At 62.9% G+C, this 24482-nt stretch carries 21 protein-coding genes; 8 read left to right on the top strand and 13 right to left on the bottom strand.

The window, feature by feature from the left end; all coding sequences use genetic code 11:
- Window positions 1-139: 139 nt before the first annotated feature.
- The gene (locus ACS3WA_RS03455) at window positions 140-1120 is read left to right on the top strand and encodes an ABC transporter substrate-binding protein (protein ID WP_438277167.1); all 981 of its coding nucleotides are present in this window, start codon (window positions 140-142) and stop codon (window positions 1118-1120) included.
- A gap of 22 nt (window positions 1121-1142) precedes the next feature.
- Here the strand turns inward: ACS3WA_RS03455 and ACS3WA_RS03450 are convergent, their stop codons facing one another.
- From ACS3WA_RS03450 to ACS3WA_RS03440, 3 genes are all read right to left on the bottom strand, one after another.
- Complete coding sequence (locus ACS3WA_RS03450) at window positions 1143-1958, bottom strand: ABC transporter ATP-binding protein (protein ID WP_438277166.1); 816 nt, start codon at window positions 1956-1958, stop codon at window positions 1143-1145.
- Window positions 1955-2956 carry a FecCD family ABC transporter permease gene (locus ACS3WA_RS03445; protein WP_438277165.1) on the bottom strand — a complete coding sequence of 334 codons (1002 nt, stop codon included), beginning with the start codon at window positions 2954-2956 and terminating at the stop codon, window positions 1955-1957. Before ACS3WA_RS03445 ends, ACS3WA_RS03450 begins: the two co-directional genes overlap by 4 nt.
- A gap of 74 nt (window positions 2957-3030) precedes the next feature.
- Complete coding sequence (locus ACS3WA_RS03440) at window positions 3031-3219, bottom strand: hypothetical protein (protein ID WP_438277164.1); 189 nt, start codon at window positions 3217-3219, stop codon at window positions 3031-3033.
- Between the two features lie 279 nt (window positions 3220-3498).
- Here ACS3WA_RS03440 and ACS3WA_RS03435 point away from each other — a divergent pair, with 279 nt between their 5' ends.
- A complete protein-coding gene (locus tag ACS3WA_RS03435) occupies window positions 3499-3699 on the top strand; it encodes a cold-shock protein (protein WP_011511778.1) in 201 nt (66 codons plus the stop codon).
- A gap of 167 nt (window positions 3700-3866) precedes the next feature.
- On the opposite strand, the gene ACS3WA_RS03430 is transcribed toward ACS3WA_RS03435, so the two are convergent.
- Window positions 3867-4460 (bottom strand): hypothetical protein, encoded by a 594-nt coding sequence (locus tag ACS3WA_RS03430; RefSeq protein ID WP_438277163.1) that lies wholly within the window; start codon window positions 4458-4460, stop codon window positions 3867-3869.
- Window positions 4461-4713: 253 nt separating this feature from the next.
- Between ACS3WA_RS03430 and putA the strand changes: the two genes are divergently transcribed.
- Entirely contained in the window at window positions 4714-7719 is a 3006-nt protein-coding gene (putA, locus tag ACS3WA_RS03425; protein WP_438277162.1) for a bifunctional proline dehydrogenase/L-glutamate gamma-semialdehyde dehydrogenase PutA, read from the top strand.
- 318 nt (window positions 7720-8037) lie between these two features.
- On the opposite strand, the gene ACS3WA_RS03420 is transcribed toward putA, so the two are convergent.
- Together ACS3WA_RS03420 and ACS3WA_RS03415 are read right to left on the bottom strand one after the other, a co-directional pair.
- Window positions 8038-8208 (bottom strand): hypothetical protein, encoded by a 171-nt coding sequence (locus tag ACS3WA_RS03420; protein ID WP_438277403.1) that lies wholly within the window; start codon window positions 8206-8208, stop codon window positions 8038-8040.
- Between the two features lie 92 nt (window positions 8209-8300).
- Window positions 8301-9491, bottom strand: a complete 1191-nt coding sequence (locus ACS3WA_RS03415; RefSeq protein ID WP_438277161.1) for a hypothetical protein — start codon at window positions 9489-9491, stop codon at window positions 8301-8303.
- A gap of 307 nt (window positions 9492-9798) precedes the next feature.
- On the opposite strand from ACS3WA_RS03415, the gene ACS3WA_RS03410 reads away from it, so the two are divergent.
- Window positions 9799-11106: an amidohydrolase family protein gene (locus tag ACS3WA_RS03410; RefSeq protein WP_438277160.1), complete on the top strand. Its 1308-nt coding sequence runs from the start codon at window positions 9799-9801 to the stop codon at window positions 11104-11106.
- Between the two features lie 65 nt (window positions 11107-11171).
- On the opposite strand, the gene ACS3WA_RS03405 is transcribed toward ACS3WA_RS03410, so the two are convergent.
- The 3 genes from ACS3WA_RS03405 to ACS3WA_RS03395 are packed head-to-tail and all read right to left on the bottom strand — an operon-like array spanning window position 11172 to window position 13167.
- Entirely contained in the window at window positions 11172-11669 is a 498-nt protein-coding gene (locus ACS3WA_RS03405) for a TPM domain-containing protein (RefSeq protein WP_438277159.1), read from the bottom strand.
- 1 nt (window position 11670) lies between these two features.
- Window positions 11671-12534, bottom strand: coding sequence for a TPM domain-containing protein (locus ACS3WA_RS03400; RefSeq protein WP_438277158.1), 864 nt, complete (start codon window positions 12532-12534; stop codon window positions 11671-11673).
- A 21-nt stretch (window positions 12535-12555) separates the two neighbouring features.
- Window positions 12556-13167 carry a LemA family protein gene (locus ACS3WA_RS03395; protein ID WP_438277157.1) on the bottom strand — a complete coding sequence of 204 codons (612 nt, stop codon included), beginning with the start codon at window positions 13165-13167 and terminating at the stop codon, window positions 12556-12558.
- Between the two features lie 381 nt (window positions 13168-13548).
- Between ACS3WA_RS03395 and ACS3WA_RS03390 the strand changes: the two genes are divergently transcribed.
- The 3 genes from ACS3WA_RS03390 (at window position 13549) to pncB (ending at window position 17971) form a co-directional block, all read left to right on the top strand.
- Window positions 13549-15636 (top strand): TonB-dependent receptor, encoded by a 2088-nt coding sequence (locus tag ACS3WA_RS03390; RefSeq protein WP_438277156.1) that lies wholly within the window; start codon window positions 13549-13551, stop codon window positions 15634-15636.
- A complete protein-coding gene (locus tag ACS3WA_RS03385) occupies window positions 15633-16499 on the top strand; it encodes an extracellular solute-binding protein (RefSeq protein ID WP_438277155.1) in 867 nt (288 codons plus the stop codon). Before ACS3WA_RS03390 ends, ACS3WA_RS03385 begins: the two co-directional genes overlap by 4 nt.
- Before the next feature lie 167 nt (window positions 16500-16666).
- Window positions 16667-17971, top strand: a complete 1305-nt coding sequence (gene pncB, locus ACS3WA_RS03380) for a nicotinate phosphoribosyltransferase (protein ID WP_438277154.1) — start codon at window positions 16667-16669, stop codon at window positions 17969-17971.
- A 14-nt stretch (window positions 17972-17985) separates the two neighbouring features.
- Here pncB and ACS3WA_RS03375 read toward each other — a convergent pair whose 3' ends face one another.
- The 4 genes from ACS3WA_RS03375 to ACS3WA_RS03360 form a co-directional block, all read right to left on the bottom strand.
- Complete coding sequence (locus ACS3WA_RS03375) at window positions 17986-19206, bottom strand: citrate transporter (RefSeq protein WP_438277153.1); 1221 nt, start codon at window positions 19204-19206, stop codon at window positions 17986-17988.
- 27 nt (window positions 19207-19233) lie between these two features.
- Complete coding sequence (locus ACS3WA_RS03370) at window positions 19234-19776, bottom strand: flavin reductase family protein (RefSeq protein WP_438277152.1); 543 nt, start codon at window positions 19774-19776, stop codon at window positions 19234-19236.
- Between the two features lie 9 nt (window positions 19777-19785).
- Window positions 19786-21009, bottom strand: a complete 1224-nt coding sequence (locus ACS3WA_RS03365) for an acyl-CoA dehydrogenase family protein (protein WP_438277151.1) — start codon at window positions 21007-21009, stop codon at window positions 19786-19788.
- 113 nt (window positions 21010-21122) lie between these two features.
- Window positions 21123-21401, bottom strand: coding sequence for a hypothetical protein (locus ACS3WA_RS03360; protein WP_438277150.1), 279 nt, complete (start codon window positions 21399-21401; stop codon window positions 21123-21125).
- Window positions 21402-21867: 466 nt separating this feature from the next.
- Between ACS3WA_RS03360 and ACS3WA_RS03355 the strand changes: the two genes are divergently transcribed.
- Window positions 21868-24477 (top strand): DUF3772 domain-containing protein, encoded by a 2610-nt coding sequence (locus tag ACS3WA_RS03355; RefSeq protein ID WP_438277149.1) that lies wholly within the window; start codon window positions 21868-21870, stop codon window positions 24475-24477.
- Window positions 24478-24482: the final 5 nt, after the last annotated feature.

The raw sequence follows: 24482 nt of genomic DNA, 5'->3' as shown, positions 1-24482 counted from the left end.
TAGAATGGAACTCCCGGCGTCAAGCAGCGCCCATGCAAAGTCAGGCTTAAGCCTGCAAAAATTTCGTTTGTGATATGGAGATCCTGTTTTGGCTCAACGTAGGATAGCCGCGCGGATAACGACTACACTTTTCACGTGCGTGACAGCGCTCCTCATCGAGACGGCGTCCGCATGGGCCGACCGCACGATCACGGACATGGCCGGCCGCAGCGTCGTCATCGCCGATCGCGTGACGCGGGTAGCGACAATCGGTCCGGTCCCGGTACTCAACAGCTTCGTGTTCGCGCTTGGCGAGGCAAAATCGATCGTCAACGGCCTGCCGCCGAACCTGTCCGGTCCGCGCTGGCGCCTGCAATACCTGGTCGATCCCGATATCGCCCGGCTGCCGGTGCTGCAGGGCGGCGGCGGCGCCCCGCTTGTCGAAGGCCTTGTCGAGACGAAGCCCGACGTCGTCCTGACCATGGACCGACAGACCATCGATCTTATGGCCCGCGCCCACACCCCCGCGGTATTCCTCGCATGGCGGCAGCCGGAAGACGTGAAGGCGGTGATGCGCCTGCTTGGCCGGATCTACGATAAGGCCGAGGCGGCACAAGCCTATTGCAACTACTTCGATGCCACGCTTGGCAACATCGGCGAGCGGCTGGCACGGCACCCGGCGCAACGACCACGCGTGCTCTATGCCAACCTCAAACGCATGACCCAGCCACACCTCATAGCCGAGTGGTGGATCGCCAGGGCCGGCGGCCGCAGCGTTACGGACGGCGAACGTTCGACCGAGGCGCTGACCTTCACCCGCGAGCAGCTTCTGGCATGGGACCCGGAAGTGATGATCCTCAGCAGCGCAGCCGAGGTTGCCGAAGCCTACGCCGACCCGCGCCTCAGCACCGTCTCGGCCATTCGCAACCGCCGTGTCGCAGCCATTCCGACCGGCGTGCACCTGTGGGGCAACCGCACTGTGGAGGAGCCGCTGACCGTGTTGTGGGCGGCGCACCTCATCCACCCCGACCTGTTCAAGGATTGGGATATCCGCGACGAGGTCGCTGCGTTCTACGCGGCGTTTTTCAAGACGCCGCTGACAAGACAGCAAATCGAGGACATCCTCAGCGGCCGCCCCTGAGGATGCTGATGCGCCAGTCCGCTCATGCCCTTGGCGGCAGCACCCCTTCCATTGCCGGTACGATCACCATCCGGCCTTCGGCGCTCGTCAAAGTCGAGACCTCAACGCCGTAGAGCGCGCGAATGAGCGATGGTGTGATGATGTCTGCCGGCGGACCGTCCGCCATGATCGCGCCGTCGCGCAGCACGGCGATGCGCGTCGCGGCCTGGACCGCGTGTTCCGGATTGTGAGTGCTCATCAGGATCGTGCGGCCGCCGCCAGCGAGGTCGACCAGATGCTGCAGCAGCCGGACCTGATAGCCATAATCGAGCCCGGTCATCGGCTCATCCATGACGAGGATGCGGGCGCCTTGCGCGAGCGCGCGGGCGATCAGGGTCAGTTGCCGCTCGCCGCCTGAAATCTCGGTATAGGGACGCGCGGCAAGGTGCGTGATCGCCAGCCGCTCCAGCACTTCATCCACGGCCCGATGGTCGGCGGCCTGCGGGGCGCGGAAGATACCCGTCTCGGCAAGGCGACCGAGCAGCACCACATCGCGCACCTTGTAGGGAAACGGCGCGACGTGCGCCTGCGGCACATAGGCGATGCGCCGAGCCATCGCCCGGCGAGAAAATTCCGAAAGTGGCCTGTCGTTGAGCCGGACTTCGCCCCGCTCGGGTTTGAGAAAGCCCAGCATGATACGAAACAACGTACTCTTGCCGGCGCCGTTGGCTCCGAGCAACGCGACGATCTCGCCCGAACGGAGGCCGATGGTGATGTCGTTCAGAATAATGCGCGTGCCGCGCGGGAAATGCACACCGCGCGCCTCGATACATTCGCTGACGACCACGGGCGTCATCATGTCCAGCCTTTCCGGGCCCGATGCAGCACGATGATGAGGGCCGGAATGCCGAGCAGTTCGGTGAGAATCCCGATCGGGATTTCGGATCGCGTGATGCTACGCGAAAGGCAATCGGCGGCGATCAGAAAAATAGCGCCGGCGAACGCGCTGGCGGGCAGCAGCCGCGCATTGCCCGGCCCGAGCACGAGGCGCACCACATGCGGAACCACGAGGCCGACCCACCCGATCATGCCGGCGAGCGACACCGATAGCGCGGAGACCAGCGTCGCGGCGCCGATCACGCCATAACGCACCTGCTGTGCCGGCACGCCGAGCGCGCGCGCCTCGTCGTCTCCCATCGATAGCGCATCGAGCGCGCGGCCGAACAGCGCGAGCACCATGAGGCCGCCGGCGACTGGAATTGCAGCCCAGCGGATCTGGGTCATGTCCAGGCCGCCCAGACTGCCCATCAGCCAGTACACGATGGCCGGCAACTGCTCATAGGGGTCGGCGGTGTATTTGACGATCGAGAGCGCCGAGGTGAACAGCGCGGCGGAAATCATGCCGCCGAGCACCAGCATGATCATCGAGCCCTGGCCGAACATGTTGGCGATCAAAAGTCCAACGCCGACCGCGACAAGTCCCATCGCGAAGGCCGAGAGCTGGATCAACGCCCAGTTGCCTGACAGCAGGATTCCCAAAGCCGCGCCGAAGCTGGCGCCGCCGAGGACGCCGAGAATTCCCGGCGAAACCAGCGGATTACGAAACACCGCTTGAAATGCCGCGCCGGATGACGCGAGAGCGGCCCCAACCAGCGCCGCGCCGAGAATCCGCGGCAGGCGGATTTCCACGATGATGTTGTGAAGCAGCTGATAGCGATCCGGTGCCATCGGCTTCAATCCGGCCGAAGCTTGAAAGAACGCAGCGACGTCGCCAATCCCGAGCGGATAGCGACCGATTGTGAGGGCAAACAGGATCGCGCCGACCAGCAACAGAGGCAAAAAGATCAGACGCGCCATAAGGACTTGCTGTTTCCTTCGATCCGCCCGGCTGAACAGGCCGGCGGGGTTGTCGCGACATGAATCGATCGTTATCACAATATAAACATAACGTCGATCTTGACGCCATTGTCGAAACCGAGGGCGATCTGAAACTCGCGCTGGAAGGCTGGCGGTGACCATGGCGCGATGGAAATGCGTGCCGTCTGCAACGGTGAGCCGCGCGCAAGAGCGCGCAGCCCCGCAAAACTGAGGGCATCTTTCACCGCCGCTTTGAACGCCATGTCGTCATTCGGGTCGCGGACGACCGGCCAACACAGGACCGCACGCCGGTCGATTCGGTCTGCCGGAGGAAAACCCGTTGAAACTCCACGGCTTGCCACTCAGGGCGGAGATGCCCAGAATTGTGGCAAAATTGCACCGTCTGCGGATAGAGTTGGTTCAGATAGTTCAATCTTGTGTTTGATCTACCAAGCCGGGCCGAGACCGCGTATCTTGTCCGCCGTCGGACAAGCCGGTTTCCGGGGGGCCGACGACTTTTTCAATCCTGCGGAGACTTGGGAATGGCTAAGGGTACTGTGAAGTGGTTCAACCCGACCAAAGGTTATGGATTCATCCAGCCGGCTGGTGGCGGCAAGGATGTATTTGTCCATATTTCGGCCGTCGAAAAAGCGGGTCTTTCCACGCTCAACGAAGGTCAGACGGTTGAATTCGAGGAAGTTGCCAACCGCGGCAAAACCTCTGCCGAAAACCTCAAGGTTTGACGCGACGACGCGATCCTCCCGGGTAAGTCGCGTTCCGACGACGGGACGCACTCCGCGGCAAACGACACCGGCTCCGCCGACGCAATCAGGTCTACGCCACCGTAGATTCGATCCGCCGGCGACGACGATCGGCCAGCAAAGCTGGCGACCGCGCGGCATCGCGTTGATCAATTTTCCTTGATCCATCGATCCAGGGTCATGACGTCGGGCAATTGCGCGTAGCCCCGTGGCCACATGTCGACGACCCATTCCGCATGCGTGGCGCGCTCGACCAGCACCGCTGTATTGTGCGGGGTCTGCAGCGCGAGCGTATTGCCGCGATAATGCGGATTCCCCACGGTATGAAATTTGAGCAGCCCCCAGTCCTGCAGGACCAGCAACAGGCTGGTGACGTTGCGCGTGGTGTCCCAGCAATCGAAGTTGTGGCTGTCGTCGCCGGCGCGAAAATCGGCCCGCGCCACCCGCTTGTCCGTTCCGAGTACCGGCCCCATGCGGCGATCGAACCAGACCACCGCCTTTTGAACCGCCCGGCGCTCCGCGGCAGCCGACGACCGGCCTGACGCCAGAATCCGTGTCAGTGCGCCGCGGTCGGCAGACGTGAAATCGAGAGACTCCCGGCGACGGCAGACGAAGCCGTAGCAGACCGTCATGGATTTCGCGCTAGGCGGATAGATCGAGACGGAGGTGTAAAGCTGCGCGATGCCGGGGCTGAGTTCAGCCGCCCCCGCACGACCATCCACGGCTTGCGCCGCGAGCAGCATCGTCGCCGCCGCCAACAAACGCCAAATACCGCACGCGTGCGGTGCGTCGGTTCGCCGGTTCGGAAAGCTTGCCATCACGCCTCATGCATTCACGGGTACCGTCGCCCCATTGGCTCCATGCCGGATCGAGCTTAGCTTGTTCACTTGGAGAAAGGGTCACGCGGCCGCAACAGCATGTCAGATTCGCGTCGCGCGCGTACGACCAGCATGACTTTTTCAAACGGCAGTTTTGCGGAAGGCCGAGGAATAGCCGATGTCATCCCAGCTTCCACCGCCGTTTTCGGCTCCCTATGCGCCGGACGACCGGGCCATGGCGAAGCGGCTGCTGGCCGAGGCGCAGCTCGCGCCTGAACGGGAGGCGCGGATCGATCGCACCACGCGCGGCCTGATCGACGCCATCCGGCGGAACGACGATCCGCTCGGCGGCGTCGAAGACATGCTGCGCGAGTTTTCACTGTCGACCAAGGAAGGCCTCGCGCTGATGGTGCTCGCAGAAGCGCTACTGCGCGTGCCCGATGCCGAAACGGCGGACCGGTTCATCGAGGACAAGCTCGGACAAGGCGACTTCATCCATCACGAGACCAGGTCCAGCGCATTCCTTGTCAACGCATCCGCCTGGGCGCTCGGGCTGTCCGCGCTCGTCATCCAGCCGGGCGAGACGCCGCAGGGTACCATCGGTCGGCTCGCCAAGCGGATCGGCGTTCCGGCGGTACGAGCAGCGACGCGACAGGCGATGCGACTGATGGGCAACCATTTCGTGCTCGGCGAGACCATCGAGGCGGCGCTGGCGCGCACTCACGCGCACTCGGCCGATCACGCCCGCTACTCCTTCGACATGCTTGGCGAAGGCGCGCGCACCAAAGCGGATGCCGAACGCTATTTCAACTCCTACGCCGCCGCGATCCAGGCGATCGGCGAGCGCGCCGGCGACAACCCCCTGCCCGACCGCCCCGGCATCTCCGTCAAGCTGTCGGCGCTGCATCCCCGCTTCGAGGCGGTGAGCCGGCAACGCGTGATGACGGAACTGGTGCCGCGTGTCGTCGATCTTGCCGCGCGCGCCAAGACGCGCGATCTCAACTTCACGGTCGACGCGGAGGAAGCCGACCGGCTGGAATTGTCGCTCGACGTGATTGCCGCTGTCGCCGCGGCGACCTCGCTCTCCGGCTGGAGCGGCTTCGGCCTCGCCATCCAGGCCTATCAGAAGCGAGCCTCGGCGGTGATCGACTATATCGACGATCTCGCGCGACGCCTGAACCGGCGGATGATGGTTCGTCTCGTGAAAGGCGCTTACTGGGACACCGAGATCAAGCGCGCGCAGGAACGCGGGCTCGACGGCTATCCCGTGTTCACCCGCAAGGCGATGACCGATCTGAACTACATCGCCTGCGCGAAGCAACTGCTGGCGCTGCGTCCGCGGATTTTTCCGCAATTCGCGACCCATAACGCCCTCACCGTCTCCACGCTTCTTGAACTGACCGAGGGCGACGAGGGATACGAATTCCAGCGCCTGCACGGCATGGGCGAGGCGCTTTACGCGCAACTCGTGAAGGATCGCCCGGGTCTTGCCTGCCGCATCTATGCGCCGGTCGGCAGTCACCGTGACCTGCTCGCTTATCTGGTGCGGCGTCTGCTCGAAAACGGCGCCAACTCGTCCTTCGTCGCGATGGCCTCCGATCCCGGTGTGCCGGCAGACGTGCTGCTTCGCAGGCCCGCCGAGATCGTCGGCAAAGCCGACGACGCGGCGAATGCGACGATCCCGCTGCCGCGCGATCTGTTCCGGCCCGGACGCGTCAATTCGCGCGGCATCGAATTCGGCGAGCGCGCGGCGCTGAACCGGCTGGTTGCCGACGTCGCGGCGGAAAAATTGTCCACCATCACGGTGAAGCACAACGCGCCGGAGGACGTGAGCCGCACCGTTGCAGCGGCGCGCGATGGCTTTGCTGCATGGAGCCGCACGCCGGCTGCGGCCAGGGTAGCCGCGCTGGAACGAGCAGCCGATTTGCTGGAGCAGCGCTCGGCGCATTTCATCGCGCTGCTGCAGCGGGAGGGCGGCAAGACGCTGGACGATTCCGTCTCGGAGGTGCGTGAGGCGGCCGACTTCTGCCGCTACTATGCCGCGGAGGGTCGCAAGCTGTTCAGTGATGCACAGCCGTTGCCCGGGCCGACCGGCGAACGCAACACGCTGCGGCTGCGCGGGCGCGGCGTCTTTGCCGCGATCTCGCCGTGGAATTTCCCGCTGGCGATCTTTACCGGACAAGTGACGGCGGCGCTGATGGCGGGAAACACGGTGGTCGCGAAACCCGCCGAGCAGACGCCGCTGATCGCAACGGAGGCCGTGCGCCTGCTGCACCAGGCCGGCATTCCACCAGCGGCGCTTCACCTAGTTCAGGGCGATGGACGGACAGGCGCAGCGCTTGTCGCGCACCGCGACATCGCCGGCGTCGTCTTCACAGGGTCGACGGAGGTGGCGCGGTCGATCAATCGCGCACTCGCCGCCAAGGACGGCCCCATCGTGCCGCTGATCGCCGAGACCGGCGGCATCAACGCCATGATCGCCGACGCCACCGCGCTGCCCGAGCAGGTCGCCGACGATGTCGTGACCTCGGCGTTTCGCTCGGCCGGTCAGCGCTGTTCGGCATTGCGGCTGCTGTTCGTGCAGGAGGACGTGGCCGACCGCATGATCGAGACGATCGCGGGAGCCGCGCGCGAACTGAAGATCGGAGATCCGTCCGACCCCGCCACGCATGTCGGCCCGGTGATCGACCGCGAGGCAAAGGAGCGGCTCGATGCGCATATCGCGCGCATGACGCGCGAGGCCCGCGTGCATTTCGCCGGGCGAGCGCCCGCGTCCGGCAATTTCGTCGCGCCGCATATCTTTGAGCTGGCCGACGCCCGGCAACTGACCGAAGAGGTGTTCGGCCCGATCCTTCACGTCGTGCGTTATCGCGCGTCCGGTCTCGACGCGGTTCTGCGCTCGATCGCCGATACCGGCTACGGCCTGACGCTCGGCATCCACTCGCGCATCGACGACACGGTGGAAGCGATCGTGGATCGTCTCGAAGTCGGCAACATCTACGTCAACCGCAACATGATCGGCGCTGTGGTCGGCGTGCAGCCGTTCGGCGGTCACGGCCTGTCGGGGACCGGCCCAAAGGCGGGCGGCCCGCACTATCTCGCGCGCTTCGCGACCGAACAGACCGTGACGGTGAATACCGCCGCAGCCGGCGGCAACGCCGCGCTGATGAGCGGAGATGGGTAGCCGACATCCATCGGGGCAACGACTACGCCAAAACCACTGCGTGCGGCGGGGATGGTGGCGAGAGCGAGTTCTACCCGAACGATGACCGAAGTTCTCCGTCGTCATTCCAGAAGCCGCATGGCGGCTATCTGTAAATCCAGTAATTCCAGAATCATGAGACGACTGGATTCCGGGTTCGTCGCTTCGCGACGTTCCCGAAATGACGAGGGAGTTTCGCTTGAGTCTGTTTCAACTGCGGTGAATCAGACTCGTCGCTCATCTTTTTGTTTGAGCATGATCTTTTTCCGAAAACCGGTTTCCACGCTTCGGGATCATGCTCTAACGGCCCAGCCACGGCGACGCGAGCCCGAGCGCGATCAGACCCAGAATGACGGCAGCACCTATTGCCCACGAACTGAGGCGCACGGCACTATCCGCCGTGCGCTCGCGCTCGTTCTGAGCAATCTCGCGATTGCGCTCTTTTACGCTCTGCTCCGGCTCGTTCATCACTGCGTGCCCCGCGGATAGATCGTTGCGCATCAAACCGCGACGGACGAAATAGTTCCGGCGCGCCTATCCGGTCGCGAGGCCGCTGCCGCCCGTCAGTGCGAAACGACCAGTCCTCGGCTGGTGACCACGACCCAGCGGCCGTCCTGCTTGCGGATCGCGTCGACGCGGCCCAGCCCTGGCACCGGATCGCCGGCATAGACCTCATAGAGACCGCCGCGCCCTTCGATCAACGCGCCGCCGTTGGTGACATCGCGCAACACCCAGCCCTCGACCGCGGGCAAACGTGCGACAGCGGGCTTCGGCGCCGGCAACGGCACCGGCGCGGTGGCGGCAGTTTGAGCAGCAGCCGCTGGAATCGACCCGGTCACGTTCGTCGCGGCGGCCGTTGGCGTTGCGGTCGCAGGAGAGACGACTGGCGCGACGGCCGCATGTTGCTTGTCGAGTGCCTCGTGGAGCCTGGTCAGCTTGACCGCCGACTCCGCATGCGCCTTTTCAACCCGGTCCAGGCGATCGTTGATCCTGGCGAACTGGCCGGCATCGCCCTTGGCCGAGCGGTCGATGCCCGTCTTCAGCGTGGCAACCTCGGACTGGAGCTGCCTGATCGTGGCTTCCAGAGCCTGGGTCTGACCAGCCGTTGCCGACGACTGCTCGCTCGCAACGCCATGACGAAGGCCGGATGTCGCCAGCGAGCCGCCAATGGCGCCGGTGATCGCGGCCAAGACTGCGGTCGCCGCGATCGCCGCGAGGCGTCGCTTCCCGGACCGCTGCGCACCGCGATCTGCCGCCGCTCCCCGATCCATCGCCGGGCGATCCCATGACGTATTGCGAGACGGCGGCACCATCACCAGCTTGCCGGTCTCTCGCGTCGCGTCCACCTTCGGAGTTTCACGTTCGAGCCTGGACTCGATCGAGGGTGCATCCGCCCTCGGAGCCGCGGGCTCAATCTTGATCGGGGGTGCTTCCGCCTTCGCGGTCCCGGCTTCGTTCTTCGGCTCGATTATCGGGGCATCCATCTTCGGAGCCTCGGACTCGATCTTCGGCTCCATCAACGGCGCTTCCGCCATCGGCACATCTGCCTCAACCTGCGGCTCGGTCAATGGCGCTGCCGCCTCCGGAGCTTTGGCCTCAAGCTCAGGCTCGACCGGGGATGCCTCTACCTTCGCGGTTTCAGCATCGAGCCCCGGCTCGGACGCTTCGGCTTTCGGCGCCACGATGTCGTCGGGCGGCGGCGCGGACAATTCCTGCTCCGGCGCAAGCTCCGGAGACGCGGCGCGTGACGACATGTCCAACCCGGCAATTTTGTCACGGGGGCCGCTATCGGCCCGATCAGACGAATGGTCGCTCACGTTAGAAACCTCCATGATAGGTTGACCATTTGGTAACTTTTCATTGCTTGCGGAATCGTTACCTTCGGCACCATTGCGGAAATTTTAGGATTTTTTCCGACCGACAAAACGGTTTAACCGAGGCCGGCGAAGCGCGCCACGAGCTCGCTCGTGACGCAGCCATATAAGGGCCACAGGGAAGCATACGGGGAGCGTATTGGGCATGTTGAATAAATCGCGCATCCATCACTCTTGTCGAGCCGCGTTGGTCGTAGCCACGTTTCTCGCACTGTCCCCCGTGCCGGCCGCGGCGCAGCAGCCCGTCGCCGAAACGATTTTCCGCAATGTGCGCGTGCTGGACGTGGTCGGGGGTCATCTCGGGCCGCCGACCAGCGTCGTGATCCGCGGTAATACCATCGCCGCAATCGGACCATCCGCTGACGCCGATTCCAAGGCCGAAATCATCGACGGCAAAGGTCGCACGCTGATGCCGGGGCTGATCGACGTGCATGTCCATATGACGTTCGGAGCGGTTTTGCTGAGCGATCTCTATGATCCGAAGACGACAGCCGAGCAGCTCGGCGCAGCCGCGGCGAAATCGGCGACCGAGATGCTGCTACGCGGCTTTACGGCCGTTCGCGACATGGGCGGCCCGATCTTTCCGCTCAAGAAGGCGATCGACAGCGGGAAAGTGCGGGGACCGCGGATCTGGCCGTCGGGCGCGATCATCTCGCAGACCTCGGGGCACGGTGACTTCCGCACACCGGACGAGCGCTCGCGCCGCTTCTTCGGCAAACCTTCTCGCGCCGAGGAAGAAGGCGCGACCTTTATCGCCGACGGTCGCGACGAGGTCCTGACCGCGACGCGCGAAAACCTGCGAATGGGCGCAAGCCAGATCAAGATCATGGGCGGCGGCGGTACGTCGTCGGCCTACGATCCGATCGACGTCACGCAATATACTCTCGACGAGATGAAGGCCGCGGTCGATGCCGCCTCCGACTGGAATACCTATGTCGCCGTCCACGCCTATACGCCCCGCGCGGTCCGCCGGGCGATGGAGGCGGGCGTCAAGTGCATCGAGCACGGGCAATTGCTCGACGAGCCGACCGTCAAGCTGATGGCTGAGAAAGGCATCTGGCTGAGCGCCCAGAACCTGATTGCAGATTCGCCGAACATGACGGCGGAGCGGCGCGCGAAGCGCAAAAGCATCGTGGAAGGCAACGCCCGCATCTGGCCATTGGCAAAGAAGTACGGCGTCAAGCTCGCATGGGGCACGGACATCCTCTTCGAGCCGGAACTCAACGCCGAACAGAATCGCCTGATCCTGTCGCTGAAGCAGTGGTTCTCCCCTGCCGAAATTCTCCGGCTGGTGACCTACGACAATGCCCAGCTCCTGGCGCTGAGCGGCCCGCGCTCACCCTATCCCGGCAAGCTCGGCGTTGTGCAAGTCGGCGCTCTCGCCGACCTTCTCCTCGTCGAGGGCGATCCGCTCAGCAACATCGATCTCCTCGCCGATCCGCAGAGAAACTTCCGGCTCATCATGAAGGACGGCGTGATCTACAAGAACGACTGAGGGGGAAGCCGGAATAATCGGCTTCGACGCGCCATGCGGCCGACGTTCGGCCATCCACGACCCGATTAGATCACGACCGGCGCATCGGGAAGTTCGTTCGGGCCGGCTCCCTGCTTCGGGAACTGTTCTGCAAGCTGCCGGGAAACGGCTTCGATGCCTTTCACGACTCCGGCCTCGAAACGGCCTTGCTTGAACTCGGCCTCCATCGCGGCGCAGATGGCCTTCCAGACCGCCGCGCCGACCTTCGCATGAATGCCGCGATCGGTGACGATCTCGACGTCGCGGTCGGCGAGCAGCAGATAGATCAGCACGCCATTATTGTGCTTCGTATCCCAGACCCGAAGATGCGCGAACACGTCGAGCGCCCGCTCGCGCGCCGGCTGATCGCGAAACAGCGGGACGCCATCGAGCGCGCCTTCCACGGCAAACACCACCTGCCCGGAATGGGTGCTCTCGCCGGCGCGGATCGCGCGCTCGATCGCGGCCATCACGTCAGGCGGAAAATGCTTTCGCACCCGCCAGCGATGCCCGATCAGATGCCTGCCGATGCGCCCGATGCCCATCCTACCAGCTCCCCGATGCGCCGCCGCCACCGAAGCCGCCGCCGCCACCGCTGAAGCCGCCGCCGCCGGAGAACGACCCACCTCCCCGACCGCCGCCGATCCAGGTGCCGCCACCCCGCCCCGCGCTGGAGATAATGGTGTCGCCCACGACTGTGAAAACGAACGCCAGCACCGCGGCAATCCCGGCAACCATCAGCGAGCCGACGAATATCCAGGTCGCGACGCCGGCAAGAACGCCGGTCGCGACCGAGCCGATCAGCCGACCCAGGACACTCCGGAAGATTCCGCCGAGGACGAGCACGCCGACAATGACGAACGGATTGAAGAGATCATCGACATTGAAATTGTTCGCAAACTGTCCCTGCGGTTTTGGCGCGGGCAGCGGCTCACCGTCGATCACGCGCAACATGCGATCCACGCCGGCCGAGACGCCGCCAGCGAAATCGCCGTTGCGGAATTTCGGCACGATCTCTTCGTCGATGATGCGCTTCGAGGTGAGATCGGTCAGTGCGCCCTCAAGGCCGTAACCCACCTCGATCCGGAGCTTGCGGTCGTCCTTGGCGACGACCAGGATCGCGCCGTCGTCGATCTTCTTGCGGCCGATCTTCCATTGGTCGGCAACACGGATCGAATATTGCTCGATCGTTTCCGGCGCGGTGGTCGGCACGATCAGCACCGCGACCTGACTGCCCTTGCGGTCTTCGAACGTCTTCAGTTCCTGTTCGAGCGACGCCTTCTGATCGCTGTTCAGCGTCGCAGTCAGATCGACCACGCGCCCGGTCAAAGGCGGCACCGCGACATCGGCGGATGCCGCGCCGATCCAGCACAGCATCAGCGCCAACAGCGCCGCCTTCAGGATGCGCATCACCGTCACCGGCTGTGCCGGTTACTTCGCCGGCGCGGCCGGCGCCGGATTGAAATCGACCTTCGGGGCGGTCGATATCTCCTTCTCGTTGCCGACGGTGAAGTTCGGCTTGGCCTTGTAACCCAGCGCCATGGCGGTCAGGTTGGTGGGGAACGAACGGACGGTGACGTTATAGTCCTGCACCGCCTTGATGTAGCGGTTGCGCGCCACCGTGATGCGGTTTTCGGTGCCTTCGAGCTGGCTCATCAGGTCGCGGAACAGCGTGTCGGATTTGAGCTGCGGATAATTCTCGGTGACGACCAGAAGGCGTGACAGCGCGCTGGAAAGCTCGCCCTGGGCGGCCTGGAATTTCTGGAACGCGGCCGGATCGTTGAGCACTTCCGGCGTCGCCTGGATACTGCCGACCTTGGCGCGTGCATTGGTGACGCCGAGCAGGACGTCCTTCTCCTGCTGTGCGAAGCCCTTCACCGAGTTGACGAGGTTCGGCACCAGGTCGGCGCGGCGCTGGTATTGATTGACTACCTCGGACCAGTCGGACTTGATCTGCTCGTCCTGCGACTGGATGGCGTTGTAGCCGCAATTGGTCAGGCTCAAGGTGGCGAGCACCACCAGCACCGTCAAAAACTTTCGCATCATCTCTCTCCTGCCCGGCAATCAGGTCTGCGTTCCAGGGAAAAGTCCGCGCGACCTCTTCGGCCGCGCAACCGCAATGCTAGCAGATGTCGTGACCGCGCCGTTCCTGTCAATTCTTTTGCCGTCAACAACGATCACCGGCAAGGCCGGTTATAGCGCCGGATGCGTTTCAGGGACATCCGGATGCGCCGCAGGACCCCTCCCGCGATACGGCCTCGAGGCATACCACCGGTCTTCGTCACGGAGTCAGACACTGTGACATTTTCATCCTATGCAGCGCCATCGATATATTTGTATGAATATAGCAATATTTGCCGCTAAGGAGACCAGATGTCGTCTGCCCGTCGCCCCAGGCGTTACCGCCTTCGCAGAGTTCCTTCATTGTCGATCCTGGTAGCGCTGTGTGGAAGCGCATCGGCTCAAGAAATGCTTCCGACAATCGATGTCCGAAGCGATGCGTCACAAACTTCCGACGTGACTCCTGATTACAAGGTCAACCGCGTAGAACTCGGGCCGCTGGGCAAGAAGCCGCTGATTGATACGCCTTTCTCGGTCAATACGATTTCAGAAGGTTTCGCCGAGAACCAGCAGATCCAAAGCGTGCGTGAAGCGTTCCGCTTCATTCCTTCGGTTCAGGGCGAGAACGTCCGTCCGCAGACGCGCGGTGTTCAGGCGAGCGTCGTGCAAAACACGCGCATCGATGGGCTGAATATCGCCGCCACGACCGAATATCCGATCGAACAATTTCAGCGCATTGACGTCTTGAACGGGATTGCCGGCGCGTTGTTTGGCCCGGCTCAACCGGGTGGAACCTTCAACTACGTTATGAAGCGCCCGACCGTCGATCCCTTGCAGCGTTTGACGGCAGGCTATCTTTCCACGGGCCAGTGGTTCGCGCATGCGGATCTCGGCGGCTTCGCCGACCCGGAGCATCGCTTCGGCTATAGACTGAACCTTCTCGATCAGGATGGCGAAAGCTACGTCCGCAACAGCCGGCTGCAGCGTCAACTCGCCAGCTTCGGCGGCGATATTCACTTCAGCCCCGACACGGTGCTCGAGACGAATGCGAGTATCTATCATTACAAGACGGAGGGATTGCCTGGAACGTTCGCCGTTGCAAAGGGCGTCCTCTTTCCGGCAGCGGTCGACCCGACAAAGGTTGGTTACGGCCAGCCGTGGGGAGGAGACGACAACACGACAACATTCTTGAGTAGCCGCATCAAGCACGATTTTAACGATAACTGGAGCTTCTCCGCCGGAGTCTCCCGCAATACAAGCGATCGCGCCTCTACCGTTCCGACAAATACGATCACGAACAACGCTGGAAATTACGTAACCACCGCGGCGACGACGACCTATAGCCTTGACACAGTGGACAGCAATCAAGCCGCGCTGAACGGCCGTTTCGAGACGGGTTCGCTCAAGCACGATCTGGTTCTCGCCACCAACGGTTTCTCCTGGGATCGCTACACGCCGTTCCAGAGAGGAACAATCACGGCTGGAAGCGCCAGCCTCGACAATCCGTCGATCTATCCCGAGCCGAATTTTCCGGATTTCAAAAACCGCTACAGATCCGTGAACACCTTCCAGCAGTCGCTCACCTTGGGTGACACCGTTGCTTTCAACGATCAATGGTCGGTGTTGGGCGCCATCAGCGACAGTTGGATCGACACCCACAACTATAATTCGGTTGGCAGCCTCACGAGCGCGTCCAGCGCTACGGGATGGAGTCCGCTCGGCAGCATCATGTTCAAGCCACGTAAGGACATAACCACCTACTACACCTATGCCGATAGTTTGCAGCAAGGCGACAGTGCGCCGGCTGGCACCGCCAACCAGGGCCAGACTCTGGCCCCTTATCGAAGCAATCAAAATGAACTTGGCGTCAAATTCGATTTCGGGCGCTTCAACCTGAACGCCGCGCTCTACAGAATCGAACGGCCCTATGCCTACACCGGGACGGACAATGTTTTTTCCGTGAAAGGGACGCAGATCAATCGTGGCATTGAACTGATGGCGTCAGGCGCCATTAACGACGAATGGACCGTATTCAGCGGGATGACGTTCATTGACCCACGGCTCTACAATACGGGCTCACCGCAAACTGACGGCCAACGCATTCTGGGCTTGTCGCAATTCGTCGCGAATTGTCTGGTCGAATATCATGTTCCTACTGTCCAGGGACTGACATTCACCGGGAACGTCACCTACGCGACGAACCGGCCGACGGATTACGCGAACACGTCATTCGTTTCCGGCTACGCATTGCTCGATCTTGGCATGCGCTATTCGCAACTCATTGCCGACAAGCGGGTGACGTTCCGATTCGATGCTTTCAATGTCACCGATGCTCATTATTGGGCCAACGTGACGCCGGCCGCTCAGAATGGGTATAACGCGACGGGTTCAGCGACCGGCACTTTGGGCGCGCCGCGGACTTTCCGCGCGTCGTTACAGGTTGAACTATGAAGAGCCGGGCTATCGCGGTCACATATGCTAGCGTCCTCGCTCTGACGACGATCGTCGGCTCATGGGTCTGCCGGGCGGAAGCGGAGGAACAGACGCCGGCACTGCGGGTTTACGCGGCGGGAAGCACGCGAGGCATCCTCCCCGCAATTGCGGAGGACTATGCCAGGGCGACGGGCCAGAAGTTTGAATTCACATTCGGCCCGGCAGGTCTGCTCCTGAACAGGATTCAGAAGGAAGGCGGCGCGGACATTTACGTTTCCGCCAACATGGAGCATCCGCAGCGCCTTTTCGTCGAAGACGCCGGTACGCGACCGGTCATCTTCGCCAGGAACCGACTATGCGTGACCGGCCGCGCGGAGCTTGGCCTCACTCAAGCAAACCTGCTCGACAAACTGCTTGAGCCGTCAGTAAAAATCGGCACGTCGACGCCCGGTGCCGATCCGGGCGGTGACTACGCCTGGCAATTCTTCGATCGAGCAGAGACGGTTCGCGCCGGCGCGAAGGACACTCTCATCAGAAACGCGCATCAACTGGTTGGAGGACCAGCGAGCCCCAAGTTGCCGGCGGGCGAAACGGCGATGCATTATTTCTTTACACGGCACGAGGCCGATGTCTTCATCGGTTACTGCAGTTCGCATACAAAAATCGGCGTCGAAACTGAAAAGCCGTCGGATCTGCCGCTGACGCGGGTTGAAGTGCCTCCGCCGCTCGCGATGCCCATCAACTACGGCCTGACGATCCTGACGGCAATCAAGGACGCGGGCCGCAAGGACGCTGCGTATCGCTTCGCGCTCTACCTGCTGTCTCCGGATGCGCAACGGCGCCTTCCGGAATACGGTTTCCTTCCGGGAGGCGGATTTTAGTCAAGGTTCGAAACGGATGCCGCCTCAGCGGCGATCACCGATGTACAACGGCGCATCGGCAAACCCGGACGACCCACGGACCAGATTTCCGGGTTTGCGCTTTCGCGTGCCCGCGCGACGCCAAACCGGCCTGTTCGCGATCACGCGTCTGCCTTATAGTTTAGGGCATGACCGTTACGGATATCGCGACGCGAACCTATAACCACGGCTTCCGCCTCGATCCGATCGTGCGCAGCCTGCTCGATACCGATTTCTACAAGCTGCTCATGCTGCAGATGATCCGGGAATTCTATCCGAACGAGCATGTCACCTTTTCCGTCATCAATCGCAGCCGTCATGTCCGGCTTGCCGAGGTTATCGACGAAGGTGAATTGCGGGCGCAACTCGACCATGCCCGCAGCATTGCCTTCAGTAAAAAGGAGCTGATCTGGCTCGCGGGCAACACGTTTTACGGCGAAACCCAGATGTTCACGCCGGACTTCATCAATTGGCTCGCGGCGTTCCGGCTTCCAGAATACGAATTGCGGAAGGTCGACGGCCAGTACGAGTTGCATTTCCACGGGCCGTGGACCCACACCACGATGTGGGAGATTCCGGCGCTCGCCATTCTCAACGAGTTGCGGTCCCGCCAGGTGACCAGGGGCCAAGGTCGTTTCGCGCTCGATGTGCTGTATGCGCGCGCCAAGGCAAAGCTGTGGGGCAAACTCGAACGATTGCGCAAGCTCGACGACCTGCGGCTGTCGGACTTCGGAACGCGGCGGCGTCACGGCTTTCTCTGGCAGCGCTGGTGCGTCGAAGCCGCCAAGGAAGCACTGGGACCCGCCTTCACCGGCACGTCGAACGTTCTGCTCGCGATGGACGGCGATCTGGAGGCCATCGGCACCAACGCGCATGAACTGCCGATGGTCGCGGCCGCGCTGGCCGACGACGACGACGCGCTCCGCCGTGCGCCCTATCGCATCCTCGACCAATGGCGGCACACCTATGGGGGCAACCTGCTGGTCGCCCTGCCCGACGCCTTCGGCACCAAGGCTTTCCTGCGCGACGCGCCGGAGTGGGTGGCGGACTGGACCGGCTTCCGCCCGGACAGCCTTCCGCCGATCGCGGCCGGCGAACAGATCATCAAGTGGTGGGAGCAAAAGGGGCGCGATCCCCGGGAGAAGATGCTGGTATTTTCCGACGGCATGGACGTGGATTCAATTGAGGAGACGCACCGGCATTTCGCCGGGCGTGTCCGGTTAAGTTTCGGCTGGGGCACCAACCTGACCAACGACTTCGTGGGATGTTCGCCTGACGGCACCGCCGACCTCGACCCGATCTCGATCGTCTGCAAGGTGACGTCGGTCAATGGTCGTCCCGCCGTGAAACTGTCGGACAATCCTGAGAAGGCGAGCGGCGAGCCCTCGGAGATCGAACGCTACCTGCGCGTGTTCGGACATGCCGGCCGCGTCCATTCTCCCGTTCACGTTTGAATTGAGACTGGCGTTCAATGCGGCTGATCGGGATGCCAGCCGAGAACGGCGAGCATCACAAAGAAGCCGGCAACGTAAGCGATCGCGACGGGCCATCCGTGCCTGAGCCATGAGCCCACCGACTTCGCCTCGGGGAACATGTTCGACAGCGCCACGCCGGCGGAGGAGCCGAACCAGACCATCGAGCCGCCGAAGCCGACGGCGTAAGCAAGAAATCCCCAGTCATAGCCGCCCTGCTTGAGCGCCAGCGCGGTAAGCGGGATGTTGTCGAACACCGACGACACAAAGCCGAGGCCGAGCGTCGTTTGCCACGATGCTGCCGGCAACGTCTCCACCGGCATCACGGAGGCGGCGGTCACGAGCGCCAGAAGAAAGATTGTGCCCTTGAAGGTTTCGGGCATGATGGTCCAGTCCGGCGCGCGCAAGAACGCGGTCAGCAGGATCGCGGCCCAGACTGCAAGCCCAAGCACGGGAAGCGTATCGAGCAGCGCCGGGAATTTCAGGTTCGCGGTCACGTTTGCGACCAATGCCGCGATCAGGATGACTGCCACGATGAAGACCCGGGCGCCGTCCACGCGCAAGCCGCTCGGCGACTTCTTCACGATCGGCGAAAAGCGATGCTGCCTGATCGCGGCCGGAACCGCAAAGATCGCGAGCGCCACCACGGCCGCGACATAGGCCTCCACGACGCTGAGCGGGCTGACGCCGTCGATCCACATCATCGTCGTCGTCGTATCGCCGACAACGCTGCCGGAGCCGCCGGCGTTGGAGGCCGCGACGATCGCGACGAGATAGCCGACGTGGACCTTGCCCCGAAAAACGTGGCGCGCGACCGTACCGCCGATCAGCGCTCCCGCGATATTATCGAGAAAACTCGACAGTACAAAAACGATGACGAGAAGAAGGGCACCGCCTTTCCAGTCATCGGGCAGGAGCGCCGGCATTTCGTCCGGTATCCGGCTTTCCTCGAAGTGCCGCGACAGAATGGCAAATCCCATCAGCAGCAGGAACAGGTTCGCCAGCGTGACCCACTCGTGCACCATGTGGCGGCCGAGCCCGCTCCACCCTGCGCCGGACTTGAAACCGGTGAAGCCGACTTTGTAGCTGATGATAACAGCGAGACCGATCACGGCGATCGGAAGCGCATGGCGGTGAAACAGCGCGATGCCGAGCAGAATGAACCCAAAGAGAACGAAATCGAGGGGAATTCCAGCAATCAGGATCGGATCGGCCACGGTGCTCTCAAATCGATGTGCTCCCAATCATTCGCCGACGAAACGGCCATATTTGCCGCGGGCGAACAACAGCGCTTCGTGCCGGTTGTAGCTGTAGGACTCCACGGCGCCGAGGAAGATGACGTGGTCTCCGCCGTAATAGCGATCGACGGTGCGGCATTGAAAATTCGCAACGCCGCCGGACAGCAGCGGAGCGCCGCCGAGACCCGGCGTCCATTCGACCCCTTCGAACTTGCGACTCGACGGCGTCGCGAATTTGACGGCCAGTGCCTGCTGCGAGGTGCCGAGCACGTTGACTGCGAAATGGCTGGCGTTCTGGAAGACGCTCATGTTCCGCGAATAGACCACGAGACTCCACAGCACCAGCGGCGGATTCAGCGAGACCGATGTGAACGAGTTGCACGTCAGCCCGTGAGGGTTTCCCGCGTCGTCGGCGGCCGTGATGATGGTGACGCCGGTCGCATAGGTTCCGAGCGCATTGCGGAAGTCGCGCGGATCGAGCGAGGACTGGTCGCTCGCGAGTTCATTGGCCGGATCCGGCGCGCCGGGGAAGTCAGGACCGCCTGTCATCAGACGACCTCACAGCGTCAGATTTTTTGACGGCAGACCGAGAGCAACCCGGCCGTAATCCGTGCCCGCCGCATCGAAGCTGAACGCGATGTGGGAATTGATCGCGTTCGCATCGCGGAACTGCCGCTGCAGCGGCGAGCCGGCGAACAACCCGCGCGCCCCGCTCGCTGCAACCAGCAGCGACACCGCCTCGGTACACAGGTTCACCGCATAGGCGCCGTCGCGACGCCATGCGGTCTTGACCGCCATGTCCGGGATCAGTCCGCGCCGCGCATCACGCATCGCCCTGATGCAAATCGAGCGCATGACGAGCCGCGCGGCGTCGATCTTCGCGGACGCTTCGGCAATCTTGATCTGCGTGGACTGAAGATCGCCGAGCATGGCGCGACTATAGGTGGTTGCGCGATGGCGTGCGACCTCGATGTAGTCTTCGAGGCAGCCCCGGGCGTTACCAAGCGCCACCCCGGACAGCACGAAGGGAAACAGTGCAAATACCGGCAGCGCATAAAGCGGGTTTGGATTGACGGCGCTGCCGGGCGACGGACCACCGGCAATCTCGGCAACGGACAGCGTTTTCCAGTCTTCGACGAAAACGTCGTCGACAGCGACGTCGTTGGAGCCCGTTCCTTTCAGGCCGGCGGCGTTCCACATGTCGATAACGCGGTAGTCTTCGCGGGGAAGCAGAAAAATCCTGTACTCAATGCCGTCGGCTTCATCATCGGATGAGACGATCCCCGCGAGCATGTTCCAGTCGCAGCAATCCACACCGGACGAAAACGGCCAGTGGCCCTGCAACCGGTAACCGCCCTCGACCTTCCTGGCGCGGCCTGACGGAAATACGAAGGATGAAGCGATCAATGCGGTCGCATCCTTGCTCCAGACGGCGTCCTGCGCCTGGCTTTCGAACATGCCGAGCATCCAGTGATGGCTCGCAAGGTTCGCCAGCGTCCACGCGGCGGATGCGTCGGCCATGGCGATCGCTTCCGCGAAGTCGACGAGAGCCACGTAGTCGAATTCGGAGCCGCCGACCCGCCTGGGCTGCAGAATCCTGAACAAGCCGGCCGCATGAAAATCCTTCTCGGTCTCGGGTGGCAGCCGCCGCAACTCTTCCGTCCTCGCGGCCCGCTCGCGCAATTGCGGCACGAGCGCCCGTGCTCGCGCCATCATGGCGGCATAGTTATCGTCGTAATCCGGTTCTGACGACGGATTCGCTGGCGGGCTGATACCTGCCATCTGGTAATCCTCATTGTCCGCTGCGCAACGGACACCTTGCGGTACTTGCCCAATCATAGGCGAGTATGACGGGGATCACCAACCGATAGCAACCGGCGAAGACGCGCGACCGCTTACTGCTCGGCGACCTTGTGCGATTTCGCAGCGGCCAAACCCTTGTCGAGCTCGACGCGGCAGCCCGAACTGAGGCTGGGGCGATTCTTGACCATGCAGGCGGTGATCCGGCCGATATCCGGAATTTCAGAGCTGCACAGGCGGAACGCATCGCCGGTGCACTGCCGTTGCGCTTCGGCCGTGAAGGCGTGGCTCGCGCTGGCCTGCATGACGAATAAACCTGCGATAGTCAGGGTCACGGCGATCTGACGGAAAATCCCGGTGCGAATGGTGGTCATCTTTGGCTCCTCGATTGCGATGAACTCTGCGGCCATTGTCGATGGCGCATCCTGGATCATCGGTGCCGGGGAGACCGTGAGGTTCATCACTCAGGCCAGAGCCAAATAAATACAAATAATATCAATAAGGTATATGCGCCATCCGGCGAAATCGCCGAACCGCCCGCGGGCATGTCAGCTCAGCAGGACCGGTTCGGTTCAGGTTATTTGCATCAACGAATCGAGCCGGGCATCGACGAACGGATGCAGGCATTGACGGGACGCGGCTGCGCCTGCCATTCAAGCAACCAGCGGCTGAACTGAAATACATACAATAGGCGGATTTCTGCCTATCGTACCGCCAAACCAAAATGGCGCGCCTCACGCGCATCGCATAGCCGGACACCAACCGTCATGGCCGGCTTCGCCTTCCGTTCCGGAAGGCTGCATCGTCAATTTCAGCACTGTTACGATAGGCAAGAGAGCCATGAAGATAATCCGCGCGGCAATTTTCTTCATCGTGTTTCTAGCGTGGCTGCCGTTGCACGCCGGAACGCCGGCTCCCGGAAATGGCGGCACCGCCAAGCCGGCAAGCCCGGCGGCCGCGCCTCCGCCGGCGGCTCCTACTGAAGATCTGCCGTCCGTTCCGGCACCGCAGTTTCCTCAAGCGCAGTCGAAACTCGACGGCTGGAAGCAGACGCTCGATCAGATCGAAGCTGTCCTCGGCGCCCATGTGATCGACGATGCCGTGTTGAACAATCTGCGAAACCGGACCGCTGCCACGCAGGGTGAAGCGCGCGACCTGATCTCTGAAATCACGCCGCCGCTCGAAGCAGCGACTGCACGGGCGGCCGAACTCGCGCCAAGTCCCGACGCGACCGCTCCGCCATCTGACGATGTGAAACTCGAGCGCGCCAAGTTGCTGGCTGAAGTTGCCGCGCGGCAGGGCATCATTCAGCAGGCCAAGCTCATCAACGTGCGGGCTCAGCAGACGATCGAGGCGATTTCCGATCGACGGCGCGCGATGTTCAACGATTCGGTACTGCAGCGCTCCGCGAGCCTGGTCAATCCCACGTTCTGGATCACCGCCGCAACCGCCGTTCCGGTTGCCGCCGGCCACTTGACCGATCTTCTGTCCAAATGGGGCCGGGTGCTGGCGTCACAACCGCTTCGCGCGGCGTCGGGTTTCGCAATCGCTGCCGTCGTTGTGCTCGGGTTCTTCCTGTCGCCGGGCCGGCGCTGGTGGTCGCGCTGGACCAAACGCGATCCCGAGATCGCCAGTCCGAGCCCGCTGCGGAAGACCGGGTCGGCCGCCGTCATCGTCCTTGCGGACACCGCGCTCACCGCCGTCTCGCTGCTCGTGCTCTATCAGGCGCTCATGATGCTGGGAGTCCTGCCCGACGACGTGAGTCCGATCGTTCGCGCCTCGTTCATCGGCATCACCTTCGGCTTCTTCTTCGTCCGCCTGACGATCGCGGTGCTGGCGCCGGGACGTCCGACTTGGCGTCTGATCGAAATGGACAATGCCGCTGCCGACGGCCTGATATCCTACGCGGTGCTGCTCGCCATGGTCATCGCGTTCGGCGTGGTTGTGGACGCCATCAACCTCGCGATCAGGGCGCCGATCGAACTTTCGATTGCAAGCCGGAGCGTGGTCGCCATTGCGAAGGCACTTCTCTTCATGGGCGCGCTTCGCGTCGCGGCCACAACCGAAGCCGACGACGAAACCACCCCCTCCCCGTCGACCGCCGTGAACAAGTCGGCGTGGCGCCTGCTGATTCCGGTCGGCTGGGTGATGGCCATGGCCGCCATTCTCGGACCGCTCGCGGGATATGCCGCCTTGGGCCGGTTTATCACGATCGAAATGGTGGTGGTGATCGCCGCGCTTATGAGCTTCGTGCTGCTGAGCCGCTTCGCAGCGGTTCTCGTCAATGCGACTTTTGCGTTTCATGGCGCGGTCGGCCGCTTTTTGCGGCAAACCGCGGGTCTGGGCAGCAGCGCGGTCCGCCAGATCGCGGCGGTGCTCGGCGGCCTCGTTCAACTGGCGCTGATCGGGTTGACGGCCTTCGTTGTGCTCACGACCTGGGGAATCCGTTCCGACGACCTCGCCACGTCGATGTCCACGGCGTTCTTCAGCATCCAGATCGGCAATATCACCATCGCGCCGTCCGTGATTCTCGGCGCGGTTGCGGTTTTTATCATCGGCGTCGTAGCCACGCGCGCGCTCAAGCGCTGGCTTGAGGAGCGTTTCCTGCCGGAAACCAGTCTCGATGTCGGCGTTCGCAGTTCGATCGGCACCGGCGCGGGGTATGCCGGCGTCATTCTCGCCACCCTGATCGCGCTGTCCTATGTCGGCCTCAACCTGCAAAATGTCGCCATCGTCGCCGGCGCGCTGTCGGTCGGCATCGGCTTCGGACTGCAATCCATTATCAACAACTTCGTTTCAGGACTGATTCTCCTCGTGGAGCGCCCGATCAAGGTCGGAGACCGCATCGAGGTCGGCACCCGCATGGGCGTCGTGAAACGCATCAACGTGCGCGCGACCGAAATCGCGACCTACGACAACGTCTCGGTCATCGTGCCGAACGCGGACCTGATCAGCGGGCAGGTGGTCAACTGGATGCACGGCAGCTATTCGGCCCGCCTCTCGGTGGCGGTCGGCACCTCCTATGATGCCGATCCGGACAAGGTTATCGCAATCCTGCTCGATATCGTTGCCCACCATCCGCGCGCGCTGAAATCACCCGAGCCGTTTGCCGTTCTCGGCAATTTCGGCGCCGACGCCCTGGAGTTCACGGTGTTCTTTCACGTCGCGCATATCGGCATCGACGCCGGTGCCGCCAACGAGGTCAGGCTCCAGATACTCAAACGCTTCCGCAAGGAGGGAATCAACCTTCCCAACCCTCAACGGGATCTGCATGTGCGGGATCTGGACCGCATCGAGGCGCTGGTGCGCGACCTGGCCGGACGAGACGTGGCCGGACGAGACCTGGCCGCACGAGACTTGGCCGCACGAGACTTGGCCGAACAAGACTTGGCGACACAAGACTTGGCCGGACGAGGCTTGCCCGGAACCGAACGGTCCGCCGCGCCATAGCGCGC

The organism is Nitrobacter sp., assembly GCF_051535235.1.
Lineage (GTDB): Bacteria > Pseudomonadota > Alphaproteobacteria > Rhizobiales > Xanthobacteraceae > Nitrobacter.
Note: the sequence above shows the minus strand (reverse complement) of the source record. Positions and strands in the feature narration are given on the sequence as shown.